We start from the raw sequence: 21,012 nt of genomic DNA, 5'->3' as shown, positions 1-21,012 counted from the left end.
CCGATAACGGGTAGCGGCCGCGACCGAGGTGACATGCTGATGCGACGAAGGCCCGCGGTACCGGAAGGAGCGCAGGAATGCCCGCACACGTCGACCACCCGGCCGAATTGGCCGAATTGGATCTGTATGCCGTCTGGACCGCGGCTCCGCCGCTGGAATCCAGCTTCGACCCGTTCGGTTTCGATCAGCGCATGGCCGCGTACCGGCAACTGATCGACGCGACCAACCGGAGCGGGTTGTTCGGACCCGACAATCGCGGAAATCTGCTGTGGGGACTGATGTTTCAGCTGCAGTGGCAGTTCCGCACCGGCCGACTCGGCGCGGAGGGCCGCCGTATCGACCCGGATGCCGCGTGGGGATACGGCAACTACGCGCTCAGTGTCGTGCCGTGGCTGGGCGCCGTGGACGCCGGTACGGTCGCGGACCTGGAACTGATCGGCCCACCCCAGCCCAGCCGCTTCGACTACGCGCACGGCATGGGACCCGCCCGCGTCGTCCCGCCGGAATTCCGAGCGGGCGTGCGTGATTGGCGCGACTACTTCCGCCTGCTGGCGTCGTCGCAGCCCGGCTCCGACGACGAGCCGCTGCGGCTGGCGCTCTGGAAAGCCCACAAAAGCTGCCTGGACGCGGTGGCCCGCCGCCTCGCCGATATCGACCCCGGCGCGTATTCCACCGACGAACTGACGTTCCTCCGCGGCTGGTGCCGAATGGTCGACTACCTGTGGGCCGCCGCATGGCACACCGACTTCGACTTCATGGTCACCCACGGCCTGGACGTCCTCCCGGAACGCCTCCTCCACAACGCCGACGATCTGACAGATCTCCCGGACACCGTGCGCCGCAATGTCTCCAACGTCCGCAAACTGGCCGACACCCCCACCTGGCGCTACACGATCGACCTCTTCCTGTGGCGCCGCGTAATGCGCACCCGCCCGGCACGCGAAGAGGTACTGGCCATGCTCGACGTCGTATTCAATCCCTCCGCCACCACCGGAGCGGACCGCCTCCGCGCCCTGCGCTACCTCTTACAGCCGTGAATCGAATCGGTCCCAGTGGGCGAGGAATGCGGAGAGCGCCCTGGAGCGGACATGGCGGTGCCAGACAAGCACTTTCGCCAGATCCAGGGGCGGATCGAATCCACGCACGGTGAGGTCGTCGCCGCTGGACAGGCCGTGATCCGAGGCCGCGGTGATCGCGACACCGAGCCCTTGGCGGGCCAGGGCGCGATGGAGCGCGGGATCGTTTGTGGCGCAGATAGTACGGGTCGTGGCGCCGTGGTCATCGAGGTAGCGGGTGATGTGCGGCAGGACCCCACTGGTCTCGTTGTAGGTGATGATCGCGGCACCGGCCAGTTCGGAAACCGGCCGACGGTCCGGCAATAAGTCTGCGTCCGTCCGCTTCTCGAGGGTGACGATCTCCTCCCGGTGTACGACCCGGTGGGACAGGTGACCGGGCAAACCGTCGACCGGTATGGCGATGACCGCGGCGTCGAGCTGTCGCTCCGATACGCGCGCGCCGAGTTCGGTGCTGGTGCCTCCCAGGATGGTGAGGACGACATCCGGATGGGCGGTGGCGAAGTCGGTGAGCACCCGGGCGGTCGCGTTCGTATCGATGCCGTCGACCAGACCGATGCGCATCTCGCCGGTGAGACTCCCTGCACGGTAGGCGAATTCATCCTTGGCCGCCGCCACGGCGGCCAGGGCCGCGCGGGCGTGCGGCAACAATGCGTACCCGGCCGCGGTGAGCCGGACCTGACGCGGTCGCCTTTCGAACAGCGCCTCCCCCAATTCTCTTTCCAGCCCTTGGATCTGCTGACTCAGGGACGGCTGCGCGACATGGCAGCGTTCCGCTGCCCGGGTGAACGATGCCGTCTCGGCAACCGCGACGAAATAGCCGAGGGTCCTGATATCCATCGGCCCACTATAGGTTGATCCTATGACACCGAGTTGATCTAGATCTTGGACCGATTCCCGATGATGGACGAGGGTTGACAACATTCAGCCACGCAACCGAAGGAATCAGCGATGTCCTCAGCGCTGCAGCCACTTTCACCGGTCGGGGATCCGAACGAGCCCACTGCGCACGGGATCGGTCAGTCGACCTTGCGAGCGATCGGCTTCCTGTCGTTCTACGACCGCTTCGCCACGGCGCCGATGATCGTGTCGATCGCGAGTCAGCGGCACATCGAATTCGCCAGTGCGGCAATGCTGGTGACGGTCTATGCCCTCTGCTACGCCATCGGGCAGCCCGTGTGGGGAATCGTCAGCGACCGGGTCGGACGGCTGCGCGTCATCCGCATCGCCCTGATCGGAGCTATCGCTTTCAGCCTGGCGACCGTCGCGAGTCCCACTTTCACCGTGCTGCTGGTCAGCCGAGCCGGCTGTGGACTGTTCGTCGGCGCACTGTTTCCCGCCGTTCTCACGCTGATCGGCGACCGGCACGTTGGAGTCGCGCGTGTGCGCGAGGTGTCAGCGGTGCAGACCTTCACCGCGTTGGGAACCACGCTGGCGACCCTGACCGCGGGTGCACTCTGCACGTGGACCGACTGGCGGATCCCGTTCGCGGCCACCGCCGTCGGAGCGCTCGTACTGTTGCGGATCTCGAAAGGCATGCCGGAACCGGTGGCACGCGACCTGGGTGGTGGCCGTGACCTTCGTGCGGCCTTCGGGTACCGGCCGGTTCTGCTCTACGTCCTCGGGATCGTTGAGGGCGCGCTGCTGCTGGGCATCTTCACCTTCATCGCCCCCGCGATCGAGCACACCGGTAGGTCAACGGTGGCCGCGGGTGCGTTGGCCGCCACCTACGGGGTCGGGATCATTGCGGGATCGCGGCTCGTGCGCGCGGTGTCGACCCGCATCGCTCTCTCCGGCCTCATCGCCGTCGGCGGTTGCCTGCTCGTGCTCGCCCTGCTCGTCGCCGCGGCCGGAGCGGCCTCCGCCCTTGCCCTCACCGTCGCGGCGATCATGATCGGGTTGTCGAATTCGTTTCTGCACGGCTCGTTGCAGACGTGGGCGACCTCGGTGGCGCCGGCGGCCCGGGCCACCACGGTGTCGTTCTTCGTCGGCTCGGTCTTCCTGGGCAGCTCCCTCGCCACCAGCCTGGCGAGCCCCTTCGTGAGCCGGGATCTGCCGGCGGTGTTCCTGGTTTCCGCCGGCCTCGCGGCCGTTCTGACCGTCATCGCCGCACCGTTGCGGGCTCGATGGGCAACGGTCCGTGTCCGTACCCGAGCCGCTCGGTGACGTCGCTCAGGTTCGTAGGTAGGAGGCGCCGTTGAGGTCGAGGATGGCGCCGGAGGCCCAGGTGGAGTGCGGGGAGGCGAGGTAGAGGACGGCGGCGGCGATTTCGGCGGGGGTGCCGACGCGGCCGAACGGGCTCTGGGCTCGGACCGAATCGCCCTCGGGGGAGGCGAGTTTGGCGTCCTGGCGTTCGGTGCCGACGAAGCCGGGGGCGACCGAGGTGACGCTGATGCCGTGCGGGGCGAGCGCGATGGCCATGGATTGGCCGAACGCCTGCAATGCCGCCTTGCTCGCGCCGTAGGCGGGGAAGTCGGGTTCGCCTCGGAAGGCGCCGCGCGAGCCGATATTGACGATCCGGCCGGGTGCGCCGCGCTCGATCAGGTGATGGGCGACGGCGTAGGTCAGATGGACCGGGCCGAGCAGGTTGATGTCGAGCATGCGCCGCCAAACCTGTTGCCACTGCGCCGCTTCCACCTCGGCGATGCGGTGGACGGTGTCGCCGGAGGTGGCCAGTGCCGCATTGTTGACCAGCACGTCGACCCCGCCCAGCGCCGCCACGGCCTCGTCGACGATCCGCTGGGCCGCATCGGGATCGGCGAGATCACCGCCCACGATCGCGTGCCCGCTCCCGGGCAGCGCTCGCACGGTCTGCTCCGCCGCACCCCGGTCGTGCCCGTAATGCACCGCCACCCGATCCCCGGCTTCGGCGAACGCCGCCGCGACCGCCCGGCCGATCCCACGCGAGCCTCCGGTCACCAGCACCCCACGCATGACGAAACTCCTCACTCGGTTCCCTGTCCGCTCCCCTCCCATCCTTACAGTGCGGGCACCGATGTCCGGCGGGGAAGGTGGGTCAGCGGCGGGTGCGGCGGGTGAGCAGGCCGATGATCCATCCGATCAGGAGGGTGGCCGAGAGGACCACCCACATCGGCGAGGTGACCGTGATGAGCAGGAATTCGATATCGACCTTGTGACGGTTCTCGATGATGAACGCGAGTACCAGCACGGTCAGCGCGATCGCCAGCCATTGCTTGGGTGAGATGCGGGCCAGTACCGATGGTTTCGACGGTTCGGTCATGGTTCGACCCTCTCAGCCGATCCCGCCGCTGCCGGGTATTGAATGTCGGCGAATCCGCGGTCTTTGCCCGTTCGTTATTCAGCGGCGGATCGGCACGATCGGGCCCGCGTCACAGCGAGCGGGAGATGATCTCCTTCATGATCTCGCTGGTGCCGCCGTAGATGCGGTTCACCCGCGAGCCCGTGTACATCTGCGCGATCGGGTATTCCATCATGTAGCCGTAGCCGCCGAACAGCTGCAGGCACTTGTCGACCACCTTGTCGGCGGTCTCGGCCGCGAACAGCTTGGCCATGGACGCGGTGGACGGATCGTTCTTGCCGTCGATGTACTGCTGAATCGCGTAGTCGACAAGGGTTTTGATGGCCAGCGCCTCGGTCTTGACCTCGGCGAGGGTGAAGGCATTGTGCTGGAACTTGCCGATCGGACGCCCGAACGCCTCCCGCTCCTTGGAGTAGCGCAGCGCCTCGAGCACCGCCGACTCGGCCAGCGCCGAGCACAGGCTGGCGATGATCAGCCGCTCGCGCGCCAACTGCTCCATGAGCTGGTAGAAGCCCAGGCCCTCCTGCGGACCGAGCAGATTCGCGACCGGCACCCGCATGTCGGAGAAGAAGAGCTCACGGGTGTCCTGACCGTGCTGGCCCATCTTCTCGAGCACCCGCCCGCGTTCGAAGCCCGCCAGCTCCTTGGTCTCGGCCACGATGAGCGAGACGCCCGCCGCGCCCTTGCTCGGGTCGGTCTTGGCCACGATCACCAGCAGATCGCAGTGAGTTCCGTTGGAGATGAACGTCTTCGAGCCGTTGATGACGTAGTGGTCGCCCTCGCGCACCGCCGTCGTGCGCACCGACTGCAGATCGGATCCGGTGCCCGGCTCGGTCATGGCGATGGCCAGCACCAGCTCACCGCTGATGATGCCCGGCAGCCACTTCGCCCGCTGCTGCTCGTTGCCGTAGTGGTACACGTAGTGCGACACGATCGGCGAGTGCACCGAGAAGCCGAAGGCATTGTCGTGCGCGTAGATCAACTCTTCCTGCACCACCGCCTGCATACCGAAATCGCCTGCCGCGCCGCCGAATTCCTCCGGCAGATCCAGGCCGAGCAGCCCGGCGTCACCGGCCTTGTTCCAGAACTCGCGATCGACCATGTGCTGCTTGCTCCAGCGCTCGCGGTTCGGCGGGATCTCCTTGCGGAAGAACTCCGCGGCGTGCTTGCGCAGCTCGCGGTGCTCGTCGGTCTCCCAGGTGGGGCGGTAGTCGGGGAAGAGTTCGGACATCGTTGTTCCTACTTTCCGGTGGAGGGGGTGCGCACCCCGTTGAGCGGGAGGTCGTGTGCCGCGGCGAGGGCCTCGAGTTCGGCAACGGTCTTGTCGGCGAAGGCTTTCCGGAACGCGTCGTGGGTGCCGTCGGCCCCGAAGACCGCCAGGGCGCCCATGAAGAAGTGCGGTTCCACGGCGCCCAGCGCGACATACCCGTCCGCGCATTCGTAGATGCCGTAGCCGGGAAACGCGCCGCCCAGAATCGCGTCCGGACCCATGAGCCGGTAGCGAACCGCGTCACCGGCGCGTTCGGCGGCCTCTTCCAGCGCGACGCGATACGGCTGCCCCACACCGGTTCTCGACCGGGCGACCAGCGCGGCGAGAGCGGTGGAGACCGCACGCTCCGCACCGAGCATGTCGGCGACCGGCACCGTGGGCATGTGCGGCGGCGTGAGCGTGGCGTGCACGGCCTGATAGTTCAGGTCGTGACCGGGTACCTCGGGATCATCCGCGTGCCCGACGATTTCGACGAGCGAGAGCCGCGGAAAGCGTTCCTGCGGTTGCGCCAGGCCGAGTTTCGCGAGCGCGCTCGGCCGCATCGAGGTGATCAGCAGGTCCGCCGTCTCCAGCAACTCGTCGAGCTTGCCGCGATCGGCGTCCTGCTTGATGTCCAGCGTGACGACGGTCTGGGCGGCGACGAGCGCCCCGTACCAGTCGGCCGCGGCCGCGGCGAGCGGGTCACCGGCGGGCGGCTCGACCTTGGTGACCGTAGCGCCGAGCTCGGCCAACCGTGCCGCGGCCAGCGGGCCGGGCAGGTTGACGGCCAGCGACACCACCTCGACACCGTCCAGGGGGCGCGTCATTGAAACCTCCATGCCAGCGAACGGTACAGATGTATTGTTACTGGGTCAATCGTAACCCTTCCTAGGCATACGACCAGCAATTACTACGCGACGTAGACTGACCCGACACCACCGACAAGTCGAGGGGCGATGCTGAATCCACGGGCGACCAATGACGACCTGACCGCGAAGGCGCGCATCCGCAACGCGGCCATGGACCTGTTCGCCCAATACGGCGAGTCCCGGGTCTCGTTGCGCGCGGTCGCCGCCGAGGCGGGTGTCACCCTGGGCCTGGTCCAACATCACTTCAAGACCAAGGCGGGCCTGCGCGACGCGGTCGACCAACTGGTGAGCGAGTACTTCTACCAGGCCGTGCACTCGGTGCCGAACACCGGAACGTCCGGCGAAGTGGCCGCCGCCCGCGACGAAGCCGTCCGCGAAATGCTGCGCGAGAACCCCGCCGTCGTGAACTACATCCGCCGCGCCATCCTCGAGCCCGACCCCGCCCAGTCCCAATTCCTCGAGCGCCTGGTCGAACTCGTCCGCAGCGAAGTCCTGTTCCTCCGCGAAGCCGGCCTGGCCTCCACCACTCGCCGCGAATCCACCCAGGTGGTATCGGTCCTGGTCCGCCAACTCGGCGAACTCCTCCTCGCCCCCATGATCGATTCCGTCTGGGAAATGGTCGACCGAGGCGGCGACACCCCCAAGCCCCGATTGACCATCACCGTCGAGGAGTGAGCGGCACCGAAATCGCTGGGCTGATCACAGATTTGTGACGGTTTGCGAAAGTTCGTTGCGGTTGGTTTTTATCGGCTACTGTCGCTCCCGATGCACCGTTGATCTCTGAAAACTGTGCAGGCCAACGGCATTGAAGGCGCAGGAGACACCGTGCGGACACGCGATCTCATCACCACCCTCGGCGCGCTCGCCGCTGCCGCGGTTCTCGCCACCGGGACGGCGAATGCCGCACCCGCGCTCACCGTCGAGAGCGCCATGGAATCCAATGGCAATGCCGTGATCGGGGTTTCGTATGCGTGCACCGCGGGCATGGGTGCGGAACTCTCGGTGACGGTGCGGGAGAACCGGTATCTCGGTTCCGGGGTGAACGGGACCGCGCTCGCCCCGGCGATCTGCATCGGGCAGCCCCAATTGGCCACCGTCACCGTGAATCCCGTGCAGCTGTTCGGCGAATTGGCCGAGTTCCAGTCCGGGTCGCTCACCGACATCACCGTCACGGTGCTGGACCTGGCGCTGAAATCGCCTGTCACGACCACGAAGAAGCGATTCGACCACCTCGGCTGAGGCAGGTTCACTCCGTCGGGCCGGTGGCCCAGCGTTGTTCGAGCTTGGCCCAGCGCCAGTAGGCGATGGCGATGATCCAGGCGAGAACGAACAGGCCCACGATGCCGAAACCGACATTGTTCAAGTTGATTCCGGCGATCCAGTCGGTGACCGGGTTGACGAAGTCGGCGTCGTTGTGGAGCACCGTGATCAATTCGATGGAGCCGACGACGAGGGCGACCGCGATCGACAGCGCCGTGATGGTGAGGTTGTAGTAGATCTTGCGGATCGGTTCGGAGAACGCCCAGTCGTAGGCCACGTTCATGAACAGGCCGTCGAGGGTGTCCATCAGGCTCATACCGGCGGCGAACAGCAAGGGCAGCACCACGATCGCATACCAGGGCAGTCCGGCGGCGGCGCCGGAACCGGCGAGCGCCAGCAGCGCGACCTCGGTGGCGGTGTCGAAGCCCAGACCGAACAGGATGCCCACCGGGTAGACCTGGGCCGGCCGCCGCACCGCCCGCATGACCGGCCCGAGCATCCGGGCCAGCACGCCGCGCGCCTGCAGGGCGGCCTCCAGCTCCTCGGCGTCGAACTCGCCCCGGCGGGTACGCCGGAACACCCGCCAGATGCCGATCAGCGCAACCACATTGAGCAGGCCGATCAGATACAGGAACGAGCCCGAGGCGATCGTGGACACCATGCCCAGGGTCTTGCGGGTCGGCGAATCGTCGTCGACCAGTTCCCCCACCACCCGCGCCCCGGCCACCACCAGCGCCGCCAGCACGAACACGATCGTCGCGTGGCCCATGGCGAACCAGAAGCCCACCGATTTGGGCCGCTGCCCGTCGGCCATCAGCTTGCGGGTCGTATTGTCGATGGCCGCAATGTGATCGGCGTCGAAGGCGTGCCGCAGCCCGAACGCGTAGGCGGTGAATCCCAGCCCGACCCCGAACACCTGGGAACCGAGCTGATAGCTGTGCGGGGCCACCGCGCCGAACAGCAGCCCGAACGCCGTCACGTGAATGGCCGCGACCACCCCCAGCAGCACCCCCGCCTCGATCCAGTCCTTGCGGGTCCAATCGTGGAGCACATGCCGCAGGCGGCGACGGGCCGGGACGGCGGAATCGGGGCGGGGATCCACAGACATGTGTGCGAAGACCTTCTCGGGGAAACCGCGTCCCCGCGCGTAGGGCTGTGGCGAGGCGAGGTCTGACTCCCCGACCGCGGTGAGCGGCCCGGACACAGTGGCGCGACCGTCCCGGATTTGCACCGGATTCCCAACATCGTCACAAGATGTTCGCCCGACTATACAGAGACCGGTCGACGGTACTCGAGCACGACGGAATCCGGGGACTGCCGAGCTCAACAACGTTCTTCTCATCGAGTTCGGAACAGCGAAAGAAGCCTCCGATGTTCTTCACCGCCCCCACCGACGGCACCCAGCTCGCATACGAGGACTATGGCACCGGCCCGGTCATCGTGTTCGTCGCGGGCGCCATGCTGCCCTCCGACATGTGGGAGTACCAGATCCCCTTCTTCGCCGACCGCGGCTACCGCTGCGTCGCCCTGGACCGGCGCGGGCACGGCCGCTCGGCGGCGGCATCACCGTTCCCACCCTGATCGTGCACGGCGACGCCGACTTCTCCGCGCCGATCGACATCACCGGACGCCGCACCGTCGAGCTGGTGCCGGGCGCGACCTACCGCGAGTACCCCACGGCCGGGCACGGCCTGTACGCCACGCACGCCGAGCAGCTCAACAACGACCTGCTCGACTTCATCAAGGCGTGAGCGGACGCCGGACAGGGCTGTCAGAGCTGGGCGACAACGTCTTTCAGCTCCCCCCGCGAGGTGACACCGAGCTTCGGATACGCCTTGTAGAGGTGATAGCCCACCGTGCGGTGACTCAGGAACAACTGCGCGGCGATGTCCCGGTTGGACAAACCCCGGGCGGCCAGCCGGACGATCTGCAATTCCTGCGGGGTCAGTCCGGTGCCATCGCCGCGGGCCGGAGCGGGATCGGTCTCGGGCGCACCGGCGGCGCTCAGCTCGTGGCGGGCGCGCCGCGCCCACGGATCCAGCCCCAGGCGCTCGAAGATCTCGAGGGCCTCGTGCAGGTGGGTGCGGGCCTCGGACTTGCGCCGGGCGCGACGCAGCCATTCGCCGTAGAGCAGTGCGGTGCGGGCGAATTCGATGGGGCGGGTCTCGCGATCGTGGATCTCGAGCGCCCGCGCGTAGAACTCTTCGGCCCGCGTGTCGTCCAGCAGCGCCCGGCACCGCAGCACCAGGGCATCGGCCCACGGCTGTGCCACCGACTCGGCCCACCCCTCGAAATTGGCGAAGGGCTCCGCGGCACGGTCCGCGGCTCCGATGCGGACCGCGGCCTCGACCAGATCGGGGATCGAACGGGTAGCGCAAATGTGGTGGTTGAACGGTGATTTCGTCAATCGCTCGAAGCGTGACAGCGCAGCTTCCGCGCGACCGGTCCCCAGCTCGAGCAAGCCCAGCGACCAGTGCGCCCACGGTGCGCCCGGCGCGGTCGCTCCCGGGGTGTCACCGGTGAGTCCGAGTTCGGCGTGCGCGCGGCACTCGTCCTCATCACCTCGGAGCGCGTCCAAATGCGCCAGGACACTGCTGAGTTGACGCACCCACTGCTGCTGACCGGTGTCGCGGGCCAGATCGCGGGCCTCGACGGTGGCCGCGCGCGCGTCACGCAGCCGGCCCGTGAAGATGTCGGCTTCGGCCGCGAAGAACAGCACCGTCGGCAGCCGCCCCGCCGCACCGGCCGTTCGATGCCCGGCCGCCAGGGACAGCGCCAGATCGAAGGCCGGGCCGTCCTGTCCGCGAGCGAGGGCCAAGCCGCACAGGATGGATCGAACCTGATCGGAAGCCTCCCCCCGGGAACGGATTTCGCCGAGGATGTCGGCCAGCGCCAAGGGCCGTCCCGGACCCCGGTCGAAGAGTTGGCCGATGAACCGCACGACCGGCGATACCGGCAACTCCTCCGAGAGTTTCAGGTTCGCAAGGTTTTTCAGCACCTCCCGCAGCTCGGCCTCGCCGAGGTACCACCCGGTGTGCACGGCCTGCACCAGCATGTCGGCCGCCTGCGCCGGTTCCGTGGACGCGATGGTCGCGGCGGCGTCGATCAACAGCCGATGCGCCTCGGGGAACTCGCCCCGCCAGAAGCGGGCCAGCGCCTGCACCTGGGACAGGCTGGCGCGCAACGACTCCGAGTCCACCTCGCGAGCCGTGCGGCGGGCCAGGTCCGCGGCCCGATCCAGATCACCGGACTCCAGCGCCGCCTGCGCCGCCAGCGCGCTGCGGTGCAACCGATCCTCCGGACCGGTGCTGAGCCGGGCCGCCCGATCATAGGCCGCGGCGGCCGCCTTGAACCCGCCGCGCTCGCGCGCGCGAACGGCATTGCGCTCCAGGGCATCCGCCAACTCGGCGTCGGGACCGACGGCCGCCGCCGCGCGATGCCAGGCCCGGCGATCCGCCTGCTCGGGCGAGTCCAGCGCCTCGGCCAGCGCCCGATGCACGGCCATCCGCGCGGCCAGCGGGGCACGCTGGTAGACCGCCGCCCGAATCAGCGGGTGGCGGAAGGTGATCGGCAGCTCGGTCCCCGCGCCGGCCTGCAGCAGGCCGGCCGCTTCCGCGGGCCCGAGGTCGTCGACCCCCACGCCCAGCGCGGCGGCGGCGCGCAGGATGACGGCGGGGTCGCAGCTCTCGTCGATGGCCATCACCGTCAGCAGGGTTCTGGTCGGTTCGGGCAGTCGGCTGATCCGGCCATGGAAGGCCAGGCGCAGCCGATCGGTCAGCGGTAGCGCGCCGGTGGACAGGTCGGCGGTGGGTTCGGCCGCCATGGCCAGTGGCAGCTCGCGCAGGGCCAGCGGGTTGCCGCGCGCCTCGGCCAGCAGCCGGTAGCGCACGGCGGGGGTGAGCGCGTGCTCGTCGAGCAGGGCCGCCGAGGCTTCGGGTGTCAATCCGGTCAGCGGTACCTCGGGCAGACCGGTCGCTTCGAACGAGCCCTCGCCATCCCGAACGCCGAAGAGCAGGGCGACGCCCTCGGCGTGCAGCCGCCGGGCCGCGAACAGCAGTGCGTCCTGCGAGGCGCGGTCCAGCCACTGCGCGTCGTCGACGACCACCAGCAGCCCGGTCCCGTCGGCGTAGTCGGTGAGCAGCGACAGCACGGCCAGACCGGTCAGCATGGGCTCACCGCCGCCCGCACCCAGACCCAGCGCACCGCTCAGCGCCACGCGCTGCGGTTCGGGCAGCCCGGCGAGGCGATCCAACGCGGGGCGCAGCAACATCTGCAGTCCGGCGAACGGCAATTCGGCCTCGACCTCGATGCCGGTGCCGCGCAGCAGCCGCAGCCCGCCCACCCGCGCGGCGGCGAAATCCAGCAGCGCGGTCTTGCCGATGCCGGGCTCACCCCGCAGCACCAGCGCCCCGCTGCGGCCCTCGCGCGCGCCCTCGATCAATCCGCTGAGTGTTTCCTGCTCCCGCTCGCGACCCCGGAGCGGCGGAACCTGTTCGGCCACGGTCGTTCTCATACCTTCCATCGGTGTCCATCATGGCCGGTGCCGGATACCTCTCGAGTGACCTGGCTCACCAAACGATCTTCATGACTGTGATAAGTGCTGGTGAGAGCGCATTTTCGCGAGTTCTTTCCAGCCTGAAGTACCGGTTAATGGGATGAAATCTGTCGGACCCCGCCGGAATACTGATTCGCGACCGATGAGTTGTGCGTTCTGTCCCCGTCTCTACCGATGTGGCTCCGGTACAGCGCAGTCGCCGACCATCGAGCCCGCTCAACCCCTCGATCTCGAATTACACCGGAGGTTTTCCGATGCCCGACCTATCCGCTAGCTCCACCAAGCAGCGGACGCCAACCGTCATCCGGTTGCTGGTGCTCGCGACCTTCACGGTGATCCTCAACGAGACCATCATGATCAACGCGATCCCACGGCTGAAGACGGATCTGAACGTGTCCGCCGAGACCGCGCCCTGGGTGTCCACCGTCTTCATGCTGACCATGGCGGCGGTCATCCCCGTCACCGGCTGGTTCCTGCAGCGGGTCACCACCCGCCAGGCGTATGCCCTCGCCATGGGCGTCTTCCTCGTCGGTACCGCGATCGCCGCGATCGCGCCGACTTTCGCGGTTCTGCTGATCAGCCGCGTCGTCCAGGCCGGCGGCACCGCCGTCATGATGCCGCTGCTGATGACGACTCTGATGACGGTCGTCTCCGAAGAGGACCGCGGCCGGGTCATGGGCAATGTCACCCTGGCCATCTCGGTGGCTCCGGCCATGGGCCCGGTCATCTCCGGCCTGGTGCTCCAGATCGGTTCCTGGCGTTGGCTGTTCGCGCTGGTGCTGCCCATCGCCGGTGCGGTGACCGTGTTCGGCCTGCGCAAGCTGGAGAATGTCGGTGACCCGCAAGCGGGTTCGATCGACTGGTTCAGTGTGGCGTTCGCGGCCTTCGGTTTCGGTGGCCTGGTGTACGGGCTGAGCAAGTTCGGCGAGGGCAGCGCGACCACTCCCGCGCTGATCATCGCCGGTGGCGTCGCCCTGATCGCGATCTTCGTGTTCCGCCAGCTGTCCCTGCAGCGCAAGGGCTCCCCGCTGATGGACCTGCGAATCCTGTTGGCCCCCACCTACACCAAGTCGCTGGTGCTGATGGCGGTGGCCTTCCTGGCCATGATGGGTTCGATGATCCTGCTGCCGCTGTACCTGCAGAACCTGCGTGGGCTGAGCCCGCTGCAGACCGGTCTGCTGGTGATGCCCGGCGGTCTGGCCATGGGTCTGCTCGGTCCGACCGTCGGCAAGATCTTCGACCGGTTCGGCGGCCGGGTCCTGGTGATTCCGGGCGCGATCGGCATTACCGCCGCCCTGGCGGGCTTCACCCAGCTGTCGCTGACCTCGCCGTACGTGGTGCTGGTCGCGCTGCACGTGCTGCTCATGGTGTCGCTGGCCGGGGCTTTCACGCCGGTCTTCACCCTGGGTCTGGGCGCGCTGCCGATGCATCTGTACTCCTACGGCAGTTCGATGCTGGCGACGCTGCAGCAGGTGGCCGCCGCCTTCGGCACGGCGCTGGTGGTGACGGTCATGACCTCTCGGACCAACCACCTGGTCGGGAGCGGTTCCAACCCGCTGGACGCCTCGCTGTCCGGTATGCGGCTGGCCTTCCTGGTCTCCGCGGGCCTGTCGGTCGTGGTGATCCTGATGGCGGTGCTGCTGCCCAACCGCTCGGCCGCGACCGCGCACGGGGCCGAGATCCCCGACGTGGTGCACGACGCCGAGATCCCGGATGTGGTGGACGAAGCCGAGTTCTCCGATGTGGAGCTGGTCAAGGACTGACCATCCCGCAGTCGAAAGCGCCCGTGGCCCAAGGCCATGGGCGCTTTCGCGTGCTCGGGCGGTTCCGGTTCTCAGACCGCGAATTTCACCGCGAGCGCGATGCCGCACCCGGCGGCGATGACCCGCAGGCTGTTGCTGGGCAGCCGCCTCGCCACCACCGGTCCGACTCGCCCGCCCAGCAGGAAGCCCAGGGCGAGCGGTACCACGAAGGCCCAGTGCACCGGGCCGTAGAACGCGAATCCGATTGCCGCCGCGCCGTTCGCGCACATGGAGGTGACGCTCTTGACCGCATTGGCGCGCTGCGGCGACCACTCCGGGTACATGGCCGAGATGATGGCGAGGATCAGGATCCCGCCCGCCGCACCGAAATACCCGGCGTAGACGGCGGACGCGAACAGCAGCGTCCCCAACAGTCCGGTCCGCCAGGCTTTTCCGGCGTCGCTCGTGTGCTGCCACCGCCGGGTCAGGGTCGGCTGCGCCAGGAGGAACACCGAGGCCCCGCCGATCAGGAACGGCACCACGACCTGAAAGGTCGATGCGGGCGCGACCAGCAACAGCACCGCGCCGATGGCACCGCCGACGGCCGCGAGCGCCCCGAGCCGCAGCACCGTGCGCCGCGTCCCCGCCAGCTCCTGCCGCGATCCCGCCGCCGCCCCGACCCCGGTGAAGATGAGGGCCACCGTATTGGTGACATTCGCCGCGACCGGCATCAACCCCATGCCGAGCAGCGCCGGATAGGACACCAGCGACGCCAGACTGACCAGCACACTGACCAATCCGGCCGCGAAACCGACAGCAATCAGCTCGACCGCCTCGACGACGGTCACCGCCGCTCACCGGGCCGGAGACAACAAAACCCAGCGCTCACCCGGACATCCTACGAATTCGCCCGACGCCGCCCCGCAGGCCACCCCTCCCGGCGAGCGATAACGCTTCCTTATCGCTGTGTGCGCCGACTGCTCATTGGTCGGCCCCGCGATTTCCGGTGAACTGAATCCCATGAGCACCACAGCCGAAACCCGCACCGTCATCGAGAACTACATCCGCGCCCTGCAGGCCGGTGAGGCGGTCGACCGCCGCACCGAATTCTTCACCCCCGACGCCACCTGGACCCTGGCCGGCGACCTCCCCACCTCGGGTACCTGGGTCGGCCCCGACCAGATCTTCCACGGCTTCCTCCCCGCCATGCTCGAGCGCTTCGACCTCACCGAGCCCATCAGCCAGGAGGTCCGCACCGTCCTCGCCGACGGCGACCACGCCGTCGCCGAATGGACCACCCGGGCCACCACCACCGCGGGCGAGCCCTACGTCAACGATGTGATCATCGCCTTCCGAGTGGAGAAGGGCCGCATCGCCGAGGCCCGCGAACAATTCGACACCGCCTACGCCCGCCGACTCCTGTTCCCCGCCAACTGAATCGGCCGCCCCACCGGCCCGGCGTCCGCGGTCAGGACTTGATGAAGTCGAGGATGTCGGCGTTCACCTGGGCGGCGTGGCTGGAGTACAGGCCGTGGCCCGCGTCGAGGTACTCCTTCAGCACGGCGTTCGGGGTCATTTCGACGGTCCGGCGGCTGGTGAGGTCGATCGGCATCTGCTGGTCCTGCACGCCGTGCAGCAGTAGGACGGGGACCGTCAGGGCGGCGAGGTCGGCGCGGCAGTCGGTGTGGGCGGTCTCGCGCTGGACCTCGATGGTGGAGACGATGGAGGTGCTCAAGGAGCGCCGGATCTCGGTGTCGATGGTCGCCGGGGTCACCCGGGTGCCCATGTGAGTGGCGAAGTAGCTCTGCGACAGGTCGGTGAACCACCGCGCGCGATCGGTTTTCAGGTCGGTGAGCGTGGCCTCGATGAGTTCGCCGGGGATCCCGATCGGGTTGTCCTCGGTCTGGAGCAGGAACGGAACCGTGGCCGCCAGCATGGCGACTCGCTGCACCCGGTCCGCGCCGTGGCGCGCGAGGTAGCGGACCACCTCGGCGCCGCCGCCGGAATGCGAGACCAGGATGACGTCACGCAGATCGAGGTGCTCGATCAGGCCGGCGAGATCGTCTGCGCGGGTGTCGGTGTCGTAGCCGGAGGTGGGGCGGTCCGAGCGGCCGTGGCCGCGGCGGTCGAGCAGGACGCAGCGGTAGCCGTGGTCGAGAAAGAACGGGACCTGGCGCTCCCACATGTCGGAGGGCAGGCTCCAGCCGGCCACGAAGACGATCGGGGTGCCGGTGCCGTAGTCCTCATAGGCGAGGGTGGTGCCGTCGGTGGGGGTTGTGAAATACATCGTGATTCCCTTTGTTGCTTACTGTCGACCGCTGGCCGCCAAGTGAATTCGGCGCGCCGGGCAGTCCGGTGGCAATCGGCTGCCAGCGGGATGCCAGCGCGTCGTGGAACGGTCCAGTGCCGGAGGTTCCGGCCGTCGCGGCCGGCGGGTAGAAGGAGATGTCATGCGAGTACTGGTTCTCGGAGCAGCGGGCTATGTGGGTTCCGTTGTCGCCGAGCGTCTTTCCGATCGCGGGCACCAGGTCGTCGCGCTCGTCAGGCCGGGCCGGGAGGCGACGGCGGGTGAATACGAGTCGCGCACCGGGGATCTCACCGATCCCGCGTCGCTGACCGCCGCGGTCACCGCCGATATCGATGCCGTGGTCGATCTGGCCACGCCGACCGGTGACGCGTCCGTGGACGCCGCCGCCATCACCGCGCTCACCGATCCGCTGCGCGGCACCGGCAAGCCCTTCGTGTACACGAGTGGCGTCTGGGTGCTCGGCGCGACGAACGGCACCGTCGCCGACGAGACGACCCCGACGAATCCGATTCCGATCGTCGGCTACCGCCCCGATATCGAACGGCAGGTCCTCGGCCTGGCAGAGGCGGGCGTCCGCGCCGCGGTGGTCCGGCCCGGCATCGTGCACGGCCGCAATGGCGGAATCCCCGCGCTGCTGGTCGATCTCGCCCGCAAGCAGGAGGCGCCCGTGGTCGTCGCCGATCCCGCGGTGGTGTGGCCCACCGTTCACATCGACGATCTGGCCGATCTTTTCGTGAAGGTCGTGGAGCAGGCCCAGGCCGGGACGGTCTGGCACGGCATCGGCGAGGCCGCGGTCTCGGTCCGGGACCTGGCTGCCGCCGCCGCGCAGGCCGCCGGGGTCTCCGGTGACCCGAAGGTCTGGCCGCTGGCCGAGGCTCGGGCCGAACTGGGTGCCCCGTTCGCCGACGCCCTCGCCCTCAGCCAGTCCGTCACCGGCGACGCGGCCCGCGCGCGGTTGCGGTGGGAGCCCAAGGGCCCCAGCGCGATCGACGATCTCGCCACCGGCTCGTACCGCTGACCCCCGGGCGGGAACCGGTCCACCGGTTCCCGCCCGCATGAGGGCGATTCAGAGTCCGGCCGGGACCTGGTCGAGGAACCCGTAGACGCGCTGGATGCGTCCGTCCTCGGCGAGGGCGGCGACATCGAAGCCGATGACCAGCGGTTCCGCGCCCGGAGCACCCAGGTGCCAGGTGAATCGGACAATGTGGTGGTTGGTGTCGACCGGTGCGCCGAGGCTGAATTCCAGGCCCGCGAACTGCCCCTGGACGGCGGCGATGGTGGCGTCGAGTCCGGCGTGGCCGGTGACCGACACCAGCGGGTCGGTGTACTCGGCATCCTCGGTGAAGAGCTCGGCCACCAGGTCCGCGCGGGTGTTCGCGTCGGTGGTGTTCCAGGCGGTCAGGTAGCGCTGGACCAGCTCGTTCATGTCGCTCATGGTGTTCTCCTCGGTGGTTCGAACTTGATGAGAAGAACGTTATTGAGCCGGGCGCGGCCCGGAATCTGTCGTGCTTAAGTACTGACGACCGGTCCGCTACGCACGGTCGCCGAGGGCCTGGTGGGCGGCGTTGTAGCCGGGGATGAACGACACCGCCGGACCACCGTGGCAGCCCGCGCTGCCGAGATACAGTCCCGTCACCGGCAACGGCTGGTCACGAAATCCGCCGGGGCCGGGCCGATTCGGTCCCATCTGCTCGGGGTGGACCAGACCGTGGCAGTAGTCGCCCCCGGGCGCGCCGAACATGAGCCGCATGTGGCGCGGGGTGAAGACGATGTGCCGGGAGATGAGGCTGCGGAAATTCGGTGCGAGGCCGGCGATTCGGTCGATGACCCGCTCGGCCATATCGTGCTCCGGCCCGCCGCGACGCGAGCGGTCCCCGGCGATGGGCAGCCACAGCGCGAACACGGAAGCGACGTGTTTGCCCTCCGGCGCGACCTGCGGATCATTGACCGAGGGCAGCTGCAGGACCAGCGCGGGCTCCTCGGGCACGATCCCGCGGCGACAGTCCTCCCATTGCCGCTGCAACTGCTCGGGCGTGCTGAACAGGCCGATCGCCGACTGCATGGTCGGATCATTGAGCAGCCCATAGGGTTCGGCGAATTCCGGCAGACCGTCGAGCGCGAAGTGCACCTGCAGATAGCTGGCGCGGTGATCCACCCGGGCGAATCGGGTCCGCAGGTCCTCGGGCACCACGGCCGGATCCAGCAGCCGTCCCACGGTCAGGTCCGGCGCGAGGCTCGACACCACGATCGGCGCGGTGATCGTCTCGCCGCCCTCGGTGGTCACCCCGCTGACCCGTCCGCCGGCGGCATCGATCCGGGCTACCGGCGTTCTCAGGCGTACCAGACCGCCCGCGGCTTCGAAGCCGTCGCGCAGATGCGCTGTCAGAGCGCCGATTCCACCGTTGATCTTGCGCATGAGAGTGCCGTTGCCTTCCGGGGTGGCGAGGCCGAAGGCCAATGACATTGCGCTGCCCGGTATTTCGGGACCACGGAAAGTCATGTTCAGCCCCAGGAAAGCCATCATGCCCCGGAGCGCCCCGTTCTTGTCGGTCGCAGGCAGGAACCGGTCCAGCACGTCCGACAGCGACCCGAACAGCATGTCGGAGATGGCCTGCCGTTCGAATTCATTTGTCGCGCAGGCATACATCTCGTCGATGGTGGGCGGTGGACGGCGCACCTCGAAGCGCCCGAGCGCGCGGCCGGGCGCCTGCGCCCAGGCGAGCAGCCCGGCCATCCCGGTCAGCACATCGCCGCCGTGCACCGAGGACACGTGGTCCATCAGCTTCATCGGGTCGGTGTAGTAGACGAACGGGGCGTCGCCCTTGCCGAGGGTCGATACCGACATCACCTCCAGGGGCACGGTCGGCACCCGGTCGAGTTCCAGTTCGGCGCTGAGCCGCGCCGAGGTGGGGAACTGCTCGGATCCAGCGATCTCGAAGCGGTAGCCGTCGATGAGCTCGACCGTGGCGGCCATGCCGCCCGAATAGTGCTTGGCCTCCAGGCACACGGTGCGTAATCCGGCCCGCTGCAACACCATTGCGGCCGTCAGCCCGTTGTGCCCGGCTCCGATCACGATCGCGTCATAGTCCGACATGAGGCGAGAGTCCCACCGGTTCAAAGGAATGTCAATGTTGACGAAATCGACTACATTTCTGGCTTGATTGACCTAAAGTGCAGCCTTATGAAGCCGACCTGACGCCCTGACCTAGGATGCGCGCATGCCTGTCACCCCGAAGCCGTCGAAGGCCGAGCGCACCCGCACCGCACTGCAGCATGCCGCCCTCGCCCGGTTTCTCGAGCAGGGTGTCGAGGCGACATCGGTGGCCGAGATCGCCGCTGACGCCGGGGTGACCGAGCGCACCTTCTACCGGCACTATCCGTCCAAACAACACATCCTGTTCTCCGACTACGACGCCCGACTCGACTGGTTCCGCCGGGCGCTGTCGGTGCGGCCGCCAGGTGAATCCATCGCCACCTCCGTGCGGATCGCCGTCGAATCCTTCCCGTACGACGATGCGCTGCAACAGATCGCGGTGCTGCGCGGCAAGCAGCTCGAACGCGACCTGGTCCGCGCCCACATCAAGACCGTGCAGGGCGAGTTCGCCCACGAGATCGAGCAGCACCTGCGCACCCGCGGCGCGGCCGATCCCGCGCCCGACACCGACTACCTGATCGCCGTTACCGCGCAGTGCATCAGCGCGGTCATGTTCACCGCCACCGAAACCTGGTTCGCCAGAGGCAATCTCGATACCGACGAGCTCTCACACCTGGTCGATCTCGGACTGCGCACCCTCAGGAACGGCATCTCCTGAGGGCGTGAAAAGAGGTCGCGGGCCGCTCACGATCCCCCCAGGACCGCCATGTACCTCATCAGCCTGATCGTCCACGCCATCCTGGGCCTCGCCATCACCGCCTGGATACTGTGGGAGAACCGTGCGCTCTACCGCGCGAAGCCGGACGGAAAACGCACCGGCGCGGTCGAAATCGCATACTGGACCATCGACATCGCCTCGGTGCTGCTCGGCTGGTACTTCAATATCCGCTTCGTGCTGGAGTATCACTCCGATGATTCGAATTCGCTGTGGGGCAACGGTTCCAGCTGGTCGCACTACATCGAGCTGATGTTCGGCAATTGGGCGGCGGACTCGGCGAGCCAGGACTACACGCTCCTCAATGTCGCGATCCTGCCCCTGATGTCGATCAGCGGCGGATTGCGCAAGGGCCTACCCAAACCCTGGCTCTTCTTTGTCGACAGCCTGTTCACGAGTGCGGTCTTCGGGTTCGTTCTCTACCTCATCACGGCCGATCGGCATACGATGAGCAATCCACGTCGGGGACGATAGTCAGGAGCTCCCCATGACCAAATTCCTGGTGCTCTACAAGGCCGGACGGTCCGCCCGTGAGCAAATGGACGAATCCACACCCGAAGCGCAAACCGCCGGCATGCAGGCTTGGATGGACTGGGCCGCCCGCGCGGAATCGGCCATCGTCGACCTGGGTTCGCCACTGGGACCGGCGTCCATGAGCGCCGACGGCGGCATCGGCGGCTTCTCGATCCTGCAGGCCGACTCCACCGAGGCGCTGAAGGACGTACTGAAGGGCCACCCGCACACCGAATCGGGTGGCACCCTCGATATCTACGAGTTCCTGGCCATGCCGGGCATGTGACCGACCGC

Annotated in this window: 23 protein-coding genes; 12 read left to right on the top strand and 11 right to left on the bottom strand. The window is 68.0% G+C overall.

The window, feature by feature from the left end; translation table 11 throughout:
• Positions 1-77 precede the first annotated feature (77 nt).
• Positions 78-1,037 carry a Leg1-related protein gene (locus GPX89_RS31220; RefSeq protein WP_157391321.1) on the top strand — a complete coding sequence of 320 codons (960 nt, stop codon included), beginning with the start codon at positions 78-80 and terminating at the stop codon, positions 1,035-1,037.
• On the opposite strand, the gene GPX89_RS31215 is transcribed toward GPX89_RS31220, so the two are convergent.
• Positions 1,026-1,913, bottom strand: coding sequence for a LysR family transcriptional regulator (locus GPX89_RS31215; protein ID WP_198347677.1), 888 nt, complete (start codon positions 1,911-1,913; stop codon positions 1,026-1,028). The two genes, GPX89_RS31220 and GPX89_RS31215, sit on opposite strands and share 12 nt — an antisense overlap.
• Before the next feature lie 111 nt (positions 1,914-2,024).
• Here GPX89_RS31215 and GPX89_RS31210 point away from each other — a divergent pair, with 111 nt between their 5' ends.
• Positions 2,025-3,239: an MFS transporter gene (locus tag GPX89_RS31210; RefSeq protein WP_157391319.1), complete on the top strand. Its 1,215-nt coding sequence runs from the start codon at positions 2,025-2,027 to the stop codon at positions 3,237-3,239.
• Between the two features lie 6 nt (positions 3,240-3,245).
• Here GPX89_RS31210 and GPX89_RS31205 read toward each other — a convergent pair whose 3' ends face one another.
• The 4 genes from GPX89_RS31205 to GPX89_RS31190 form a co-directional block, all read right to left on the bottom strand.
• Positions 3,246-4,007, bottom strand: coding sequence for an SDR family NAD(P)-dependent oxidoreductase (locus tag GPX89_RS31205; RefSeq protein ID WP_157391318.1), 762 nt, complete (start codon positions 4,005-4,007; stop codon positions 3,246-3,248).
• 82 nt (positions 4,008-4,089) lie between these two features.
• Positions 4,090-4,314, bottom strand: coding sequence for a hypothetical protein (locus tag GPX89_RS31200; RefSeq protein WP_157391317.1), 225 nt, complete (start codon positions 4,312-4,314; stop codon positions 4,090-4,092).
• Between the two features lie 109 nt (positions 4,315-4,423).
• On the bottom strand, positions 4,424-5,584 hold the full coding sequence (locus GPX89_RS31195) for an acyl-CoA dehydrogenase family protein (protein ID WP_157391316.1): 1,161 nt from the start codon (positions 5,582-5,584) through the stop codon (positions 4,424-4,426).
• Positions 5,585-5,592: 8 nt separating this feature from the next.
• Positions 5,593-6,429 (bottom strand): CoA transferase, encoded by an 837-nt coding sequence (locus GPX89_RS31190; protein ID WP_235948551.1) that lies wholly within the window; start codon positions 6,427-6,429, stop codon positions 5,593-5,595.
• A gap of 129 nt (positions 6,430-6,558) precedes the next feature.
• On the opposite strand from GPX89_RS31190, the gene GPX89_RS31185 reads away from it, so the two are divergent.
• Both GPX89_RS31185 and GPX89_RS31180 read left to right on the top strand, forming a co-directional pair.
• Positions 6,559-7,146, top strand: coding sequence for a TetR/AcrR family transcriptional regulator (locus GPX89_RS31185; protein ID WP_157391314.1), 588 nt, complete (start codon positions 6,559-6,561; stop codon positions 7,144-7,146).
• 150 nt (positions 7,147-7,296) lie between these two features.
• Complete coding sequence (locus GPX89_RS31180) at positions 7,297-7,710, top strand: hypothetical protein (RefSeq protein WP_157391313.1); 414 nt, start codon at positions 7,297-7,299, stop codon at positions 7,708-7,710.
• A gap of 7 nt (positions 7,711-7,717) precedes the next feature.
• Here GPX89_RS31180 and nicT read toward each other — a convergent pair whose 3' ends face one another.
• Positions 7,718-8,839, bottom strand: coding sequence for a Nickel transporter NicT (nicT, locus tag GPX89_RS31175; RefSeq protein ID WP_157391312.1), 1,122 nt, complete (start codon positions 8,837-8,839; stop codon positions 7,718-7,720).
• A 263-nt stretch (positions 8,840-9,102) separates the two neighbouring features.
• Between nicT and GPX89_RS44975 the strand changes: the two genes are divergently transcribed.
• Both GPX89_RS44975 and GPX89_RS44970 read left to right on the top strand, forming a co-directional pair.
• Positions 9,103-9,312 (top strand): alpha/beta fold hydrolase, encoded by a 210-nt coding sequence (locus GPX89_RS44975; RefSeq protein WP_235948549.1) that lies wholly within the window; start codon positions 9,103-9,105, stop codon positions 9,310-9,312.
• Between the two features lie 2 nt (positions 9,313-9,314).
• Entirely contained in the window at positions 9,315-9,482 is a 168-nt protein-coding gene (locus GPX89_RS44970) for an alpha/beta fold hydrolase (protein WP_235948547.1), read from the top strand.
• Between the two features lie 20 nt (positions 9,483-9,502).
• Here GPX89_RS44970 and GPX89_RS31165 read toward each other — a convergent pair whose 3' ends face one another.
• A complete protein-coding gene (locus tag GPX89_RS31165; RefSeq protein WP_157391311.1) occupies positions 9,503-12,244 on the bottom strand; it encodes a helix-turn-helix transcriptional regulator in 2,742 nt (913 codons plus the stop codon).
• Positions 12,245-12,540: 296 nt separating this feature from the next.
• On the opposite strand from GPX89_RS31165, the gene GPX89_RS31160 reads away from it, so the two are divergent.
• On the top strand, positions 12,541-14,049 hold the full coding sequence (locus tag GPX89_RS31160) for an MDR family MFS transporter (RefSeq protein ID WP_157391310.1): 1,509 nt from the start codon (positions 12,541-12,543) through the stop codon (positions 14,047-14,049).
• A 71-nt stretch (positions 14,050-14,120) separates the two neighbouring features.
• Here the strand turns inward: GPX89_RS31160 and GPX89_RS31155 are convergent, their stop codons facing one another.
• Complete coding sequence (locus GPX89_RS31155; RefSeq protein ID WP_328602494.1) at positions 14,121-14,876, bottom strand: sulfite exporter TauE/SafE family protein; 756 nt, start codon at positions 14,874-14,876, stop codon at positions 14,121-14,123.
• Between the two features lie 172 nt (positions 14,877-15,048).
• Between GPX89_RS31155 and GPX89_RS31150 the strand changes: the two genes are divergently transcribed.
• Complete coding sequence (locus tag GPX89_RS31150) at positions 15,049-15,465, top strand: nuclear transport factor 2 family protein (RefSeq protein ID WP_157391309.1); 417 nt, start codon at positions 15,049-15,051, stop codon at positions 15,463-15,465.
• A 31-nt stretch (positions 15,466-15,496) separates the two neighbouring features.
• Here the strand turns inward: GPX89_RS31150 and GPX89_RS31145 are convergent, their stop codons facing one another.
• Positions 15,497-16,315, bottom strand: a complete 819-nt coding sequence (locus tag GPX89_RS31145) for an alpha/beta fold hydrolase (RefSeq protein WP_157391308.1) — start codon at positions 16,313-16,315, stop codon at positions 15,497-15,499.
• A gap of 163 nt (positions 16,316-16,478) precedes the next feature.
• On the opposite strand from GPX89_RS31145, the gene GPX89_RS31140 reads away from it, so the two are divergent.
• Positions 16,479-17,354, top strand: coding sequence for an NAD-dependent epimerase/dehydratase family protein (locus GPX89_RS31140; protein ID WP_157391307.1), 876 nt, complete (start codon positions 16,479-16,481; stop codon positions 17,352-17,354).
• A 48-nt stretch (positions 17,355-17,402) separates the two neighbouring features.
• On the opposite strand, the gene GPX89_RS31135 is transcribed toward GPX89_RS31140, so the two are convergent.
• Entirely contained in the window at positions 17,403-17,771 is a 369-nt protein-coding gene (locus tag GPX89_RS31135; RefSeq protein WP_157391306.1) for a nuclear transport factor 2 family protein, read from the bottom strand.
• A gap of 96 nt (positions 17,772-17,867) precedes the next feature.
• Positions 17,868-19,430 (bottom strand): phytoene desaturase family protein, encoded by a 1,563-nt coding sequence (locus tag GPX89_RS31130; protein WP_157391305.1) that lies wholly within the window; start codon positions 19,428-19,430, stop codon positions 17,868-17,870.
• A 124-nt stretch (positions 19,431-19,554) separates the two neighbouring features.
• Here GPX89_RS31130 and GPX89_RS31125 point away from each other — a divergent pair, with 124 nt between their 5' ends.
• Genes GPX89_RS31125 through GPX89_RS31115 form a run of 3 tightly spaced genes read left to right on the top strand, consistent with a single transcriptional unit; the run spans position 19,555 to position 21,004 of the window.
• The gene (locus GPX89_RS31125; protein ID WP_157391304.1) at positions 19,555-20,148 is read left to right on the top strand and encodes a TetR/AcrR family transcriptional regulator; all 594 of its coding nucleotides are present in this window, start codon (positions 19,555-19,557) and stop codon (positions 20,146-20,148) included.
• A gap of 48 nt (positions 20,149-20,196) precedes the next feature.
• Positions 20,197-20,679 (top strand): DUF2834 domain-containing protein, encoded by a 483-nt coding sequence (locus tag GPX89_RS31120; RefSeq protein ID WP_157391303.1) that lies wholly within the window; start codon positions 20,197-20,199, stop codon positions 20,677-20,679.
• A 13-nt stretch (positions 20,680-20,692) separates the two neighbouring features.
• The gene (locus tag GPX89_RS31115; RefSeq protein WP_157391302.1) at positions 20,693-21,004 is read left to right on the top strand and encodes a YciI family protein; all 312 of its coding nucleotides are present in this window, start codon (positions 20,693-20,695) and stop codon (positions 21,002-21,004) included.
• The last annotated feature ends 8 nt before the right edge of the window (positions 21,005-21,012 follow it).

It is taken from the genome of Nocardia terrae, assembly GCF_009760405.1.
GTDB classification, from domain to species: domain Bacteria; phylum Actinomycetota; class Actinomycetes; order Mycobacteriales; family Mycobacteriaceae; genus Nocardia; species Nocardia terrae.
This window is presented reverse-complemented; position numbering and strand designations above follow the sequence as displayed.

Bases quoted from the DNA above. Each gene is read 5' to 3' on its own strand.
- GPX89_RS31220 (WP_157391321.1), top strand. From the start codon at position 78: ATGCCCGCACACGTCGACCACCCGGCCGAATTGGCCGAATTGGATCTG.
- GPX89_RS31215 (WP_198347677.1), bottom strand. From the start codon at position 1,913: ATGGATATCAGGACCCTCGGCTATTTCGTCGCGGTTGCCGAGACGGCA.
- GPX89_RS31210 (WP_157391319.1), top strand. From the start codon at position 2,025: ATGTCCTCAGCGCTGCAGCCACTTTCACCGGTCGGGGATCCGAACGAG.
- GPX89_RS31205 (WP_157391318.1), bottom strand. From the start codon at position 4,007: ATGCGTGGGGTGCTGGTGACCGGAGGCTCGCGTGGGATCGGCCGGGCG.
- GPX89_RS31200 (WP_157391317.1), bottom strand. From the start codon at position 4,314: ATGACCGAACCGTCGAAACCATCGGTACTGGCCCGCATCTCACCCAAG.
- GPX89_RS31195 (WP_157391316.1), bottom strand. From the start codon at position 5,584: ATGTCCGAACTCTTCCCCGACTACCGCCCCACCTGGGAGACCGACGAG.
- GPX89_RS31190 (WP_235948551.1), bottom strand. From the start codon at position 6,429: ATGACGCGCCCCCTGGACGGTGTCGAGGTGGTGTCGCTGGCCGTCAAC.
- GPX89_RS31185 (WP_157391314.1), top strand. From the start codon at position 6,559: ATGCTGAATCCACGGGCGACCAATGACGACCTGACCGCGAAGGCGCGC.
- nicT (WP_157391312.1), bottom strand. From the start codon at position 8,839: ATGTCTGTGGATCCCCGCCCCGATTCCGCCGTCCCGGCCCGTCGCCGC.
- GPX89_RS44975 (WP_235948549.1), top strand. From the start codon at position 9,103: ATGTTCTTCACCGCCCCCACCGACGGCACCCAGCTCGCATACGAGGAC.
- GPX89_RS31165 (WP_157391311.1), bottom strand. From the start codon at position 12,244: ATGAGAACGACCGTGGCCGAACAGGTTCCGCCGCTCCGGGGTCGCGAG.
- GPX89_RS31160 (WP_157391310.1), top strand. From the start codon at position 12,541: ATGCCCGACCTATCCGCTAGCTCCACCAAGCAGCGGACGCCAACCGTC.
- GPX89_RS31150 (WP_157391309.1), top strand. From the start codon at position 15,049: ATGAGCACCACAGCCGAAACCCGCACCGTCATCGAGAACTACATCCGC.
- GPX89_RS31145 (WP_157391308.1), bottom strand. From the start codon at position 16,315: ATGTATTTCACAACCCCCACCGACGGCACCACCCTCGCCTATGAGGAC.
- GPX89_RS31140 (WP_157391307.1), top strand. From the start codon at position 16,479: ATGCGAGTACTGGTTCTCGGAGCAGCGGGCTATGTGGGTTCCGTTGTC.
- GPX89_RS31135 (WP_157391306.1), bottom strand. From the start codon at position 17,771: ATGAGCGACATGAACGAGCTGGTCCAGCGCTACCTGACCGCCTGGAAC.
- GPX89_RS31130 (WP_157391305.1), bottom strand. From the start codon at position 19,430: ATGTCGGACTATGACGCGATCGTGATCGGAGCCGGGCACAACGGGCTG.
- GPX89_RS31125 (WP_157391304.1), top strand. From the start codon at position 19,555: ATGCCTGTCACCCCGAAGCCGTCGAAGGCCGAGCGCACCCGCACCGCA.
- GPX89_RS31120 (WP_157391303.1), top strand. From the start codon at position 20,197: ATGTACCTCATCAGCCTGATCGTCCACGCCATCCTGGGCCTCGCCATC.
- GPX89_RS31115 (WP_157391302.1), top strand. From the start codon at position 20,693: ATGACCAAATTCCTGGTGCTCTACAAGGCCGGACGGTCCGCCCGTGAG.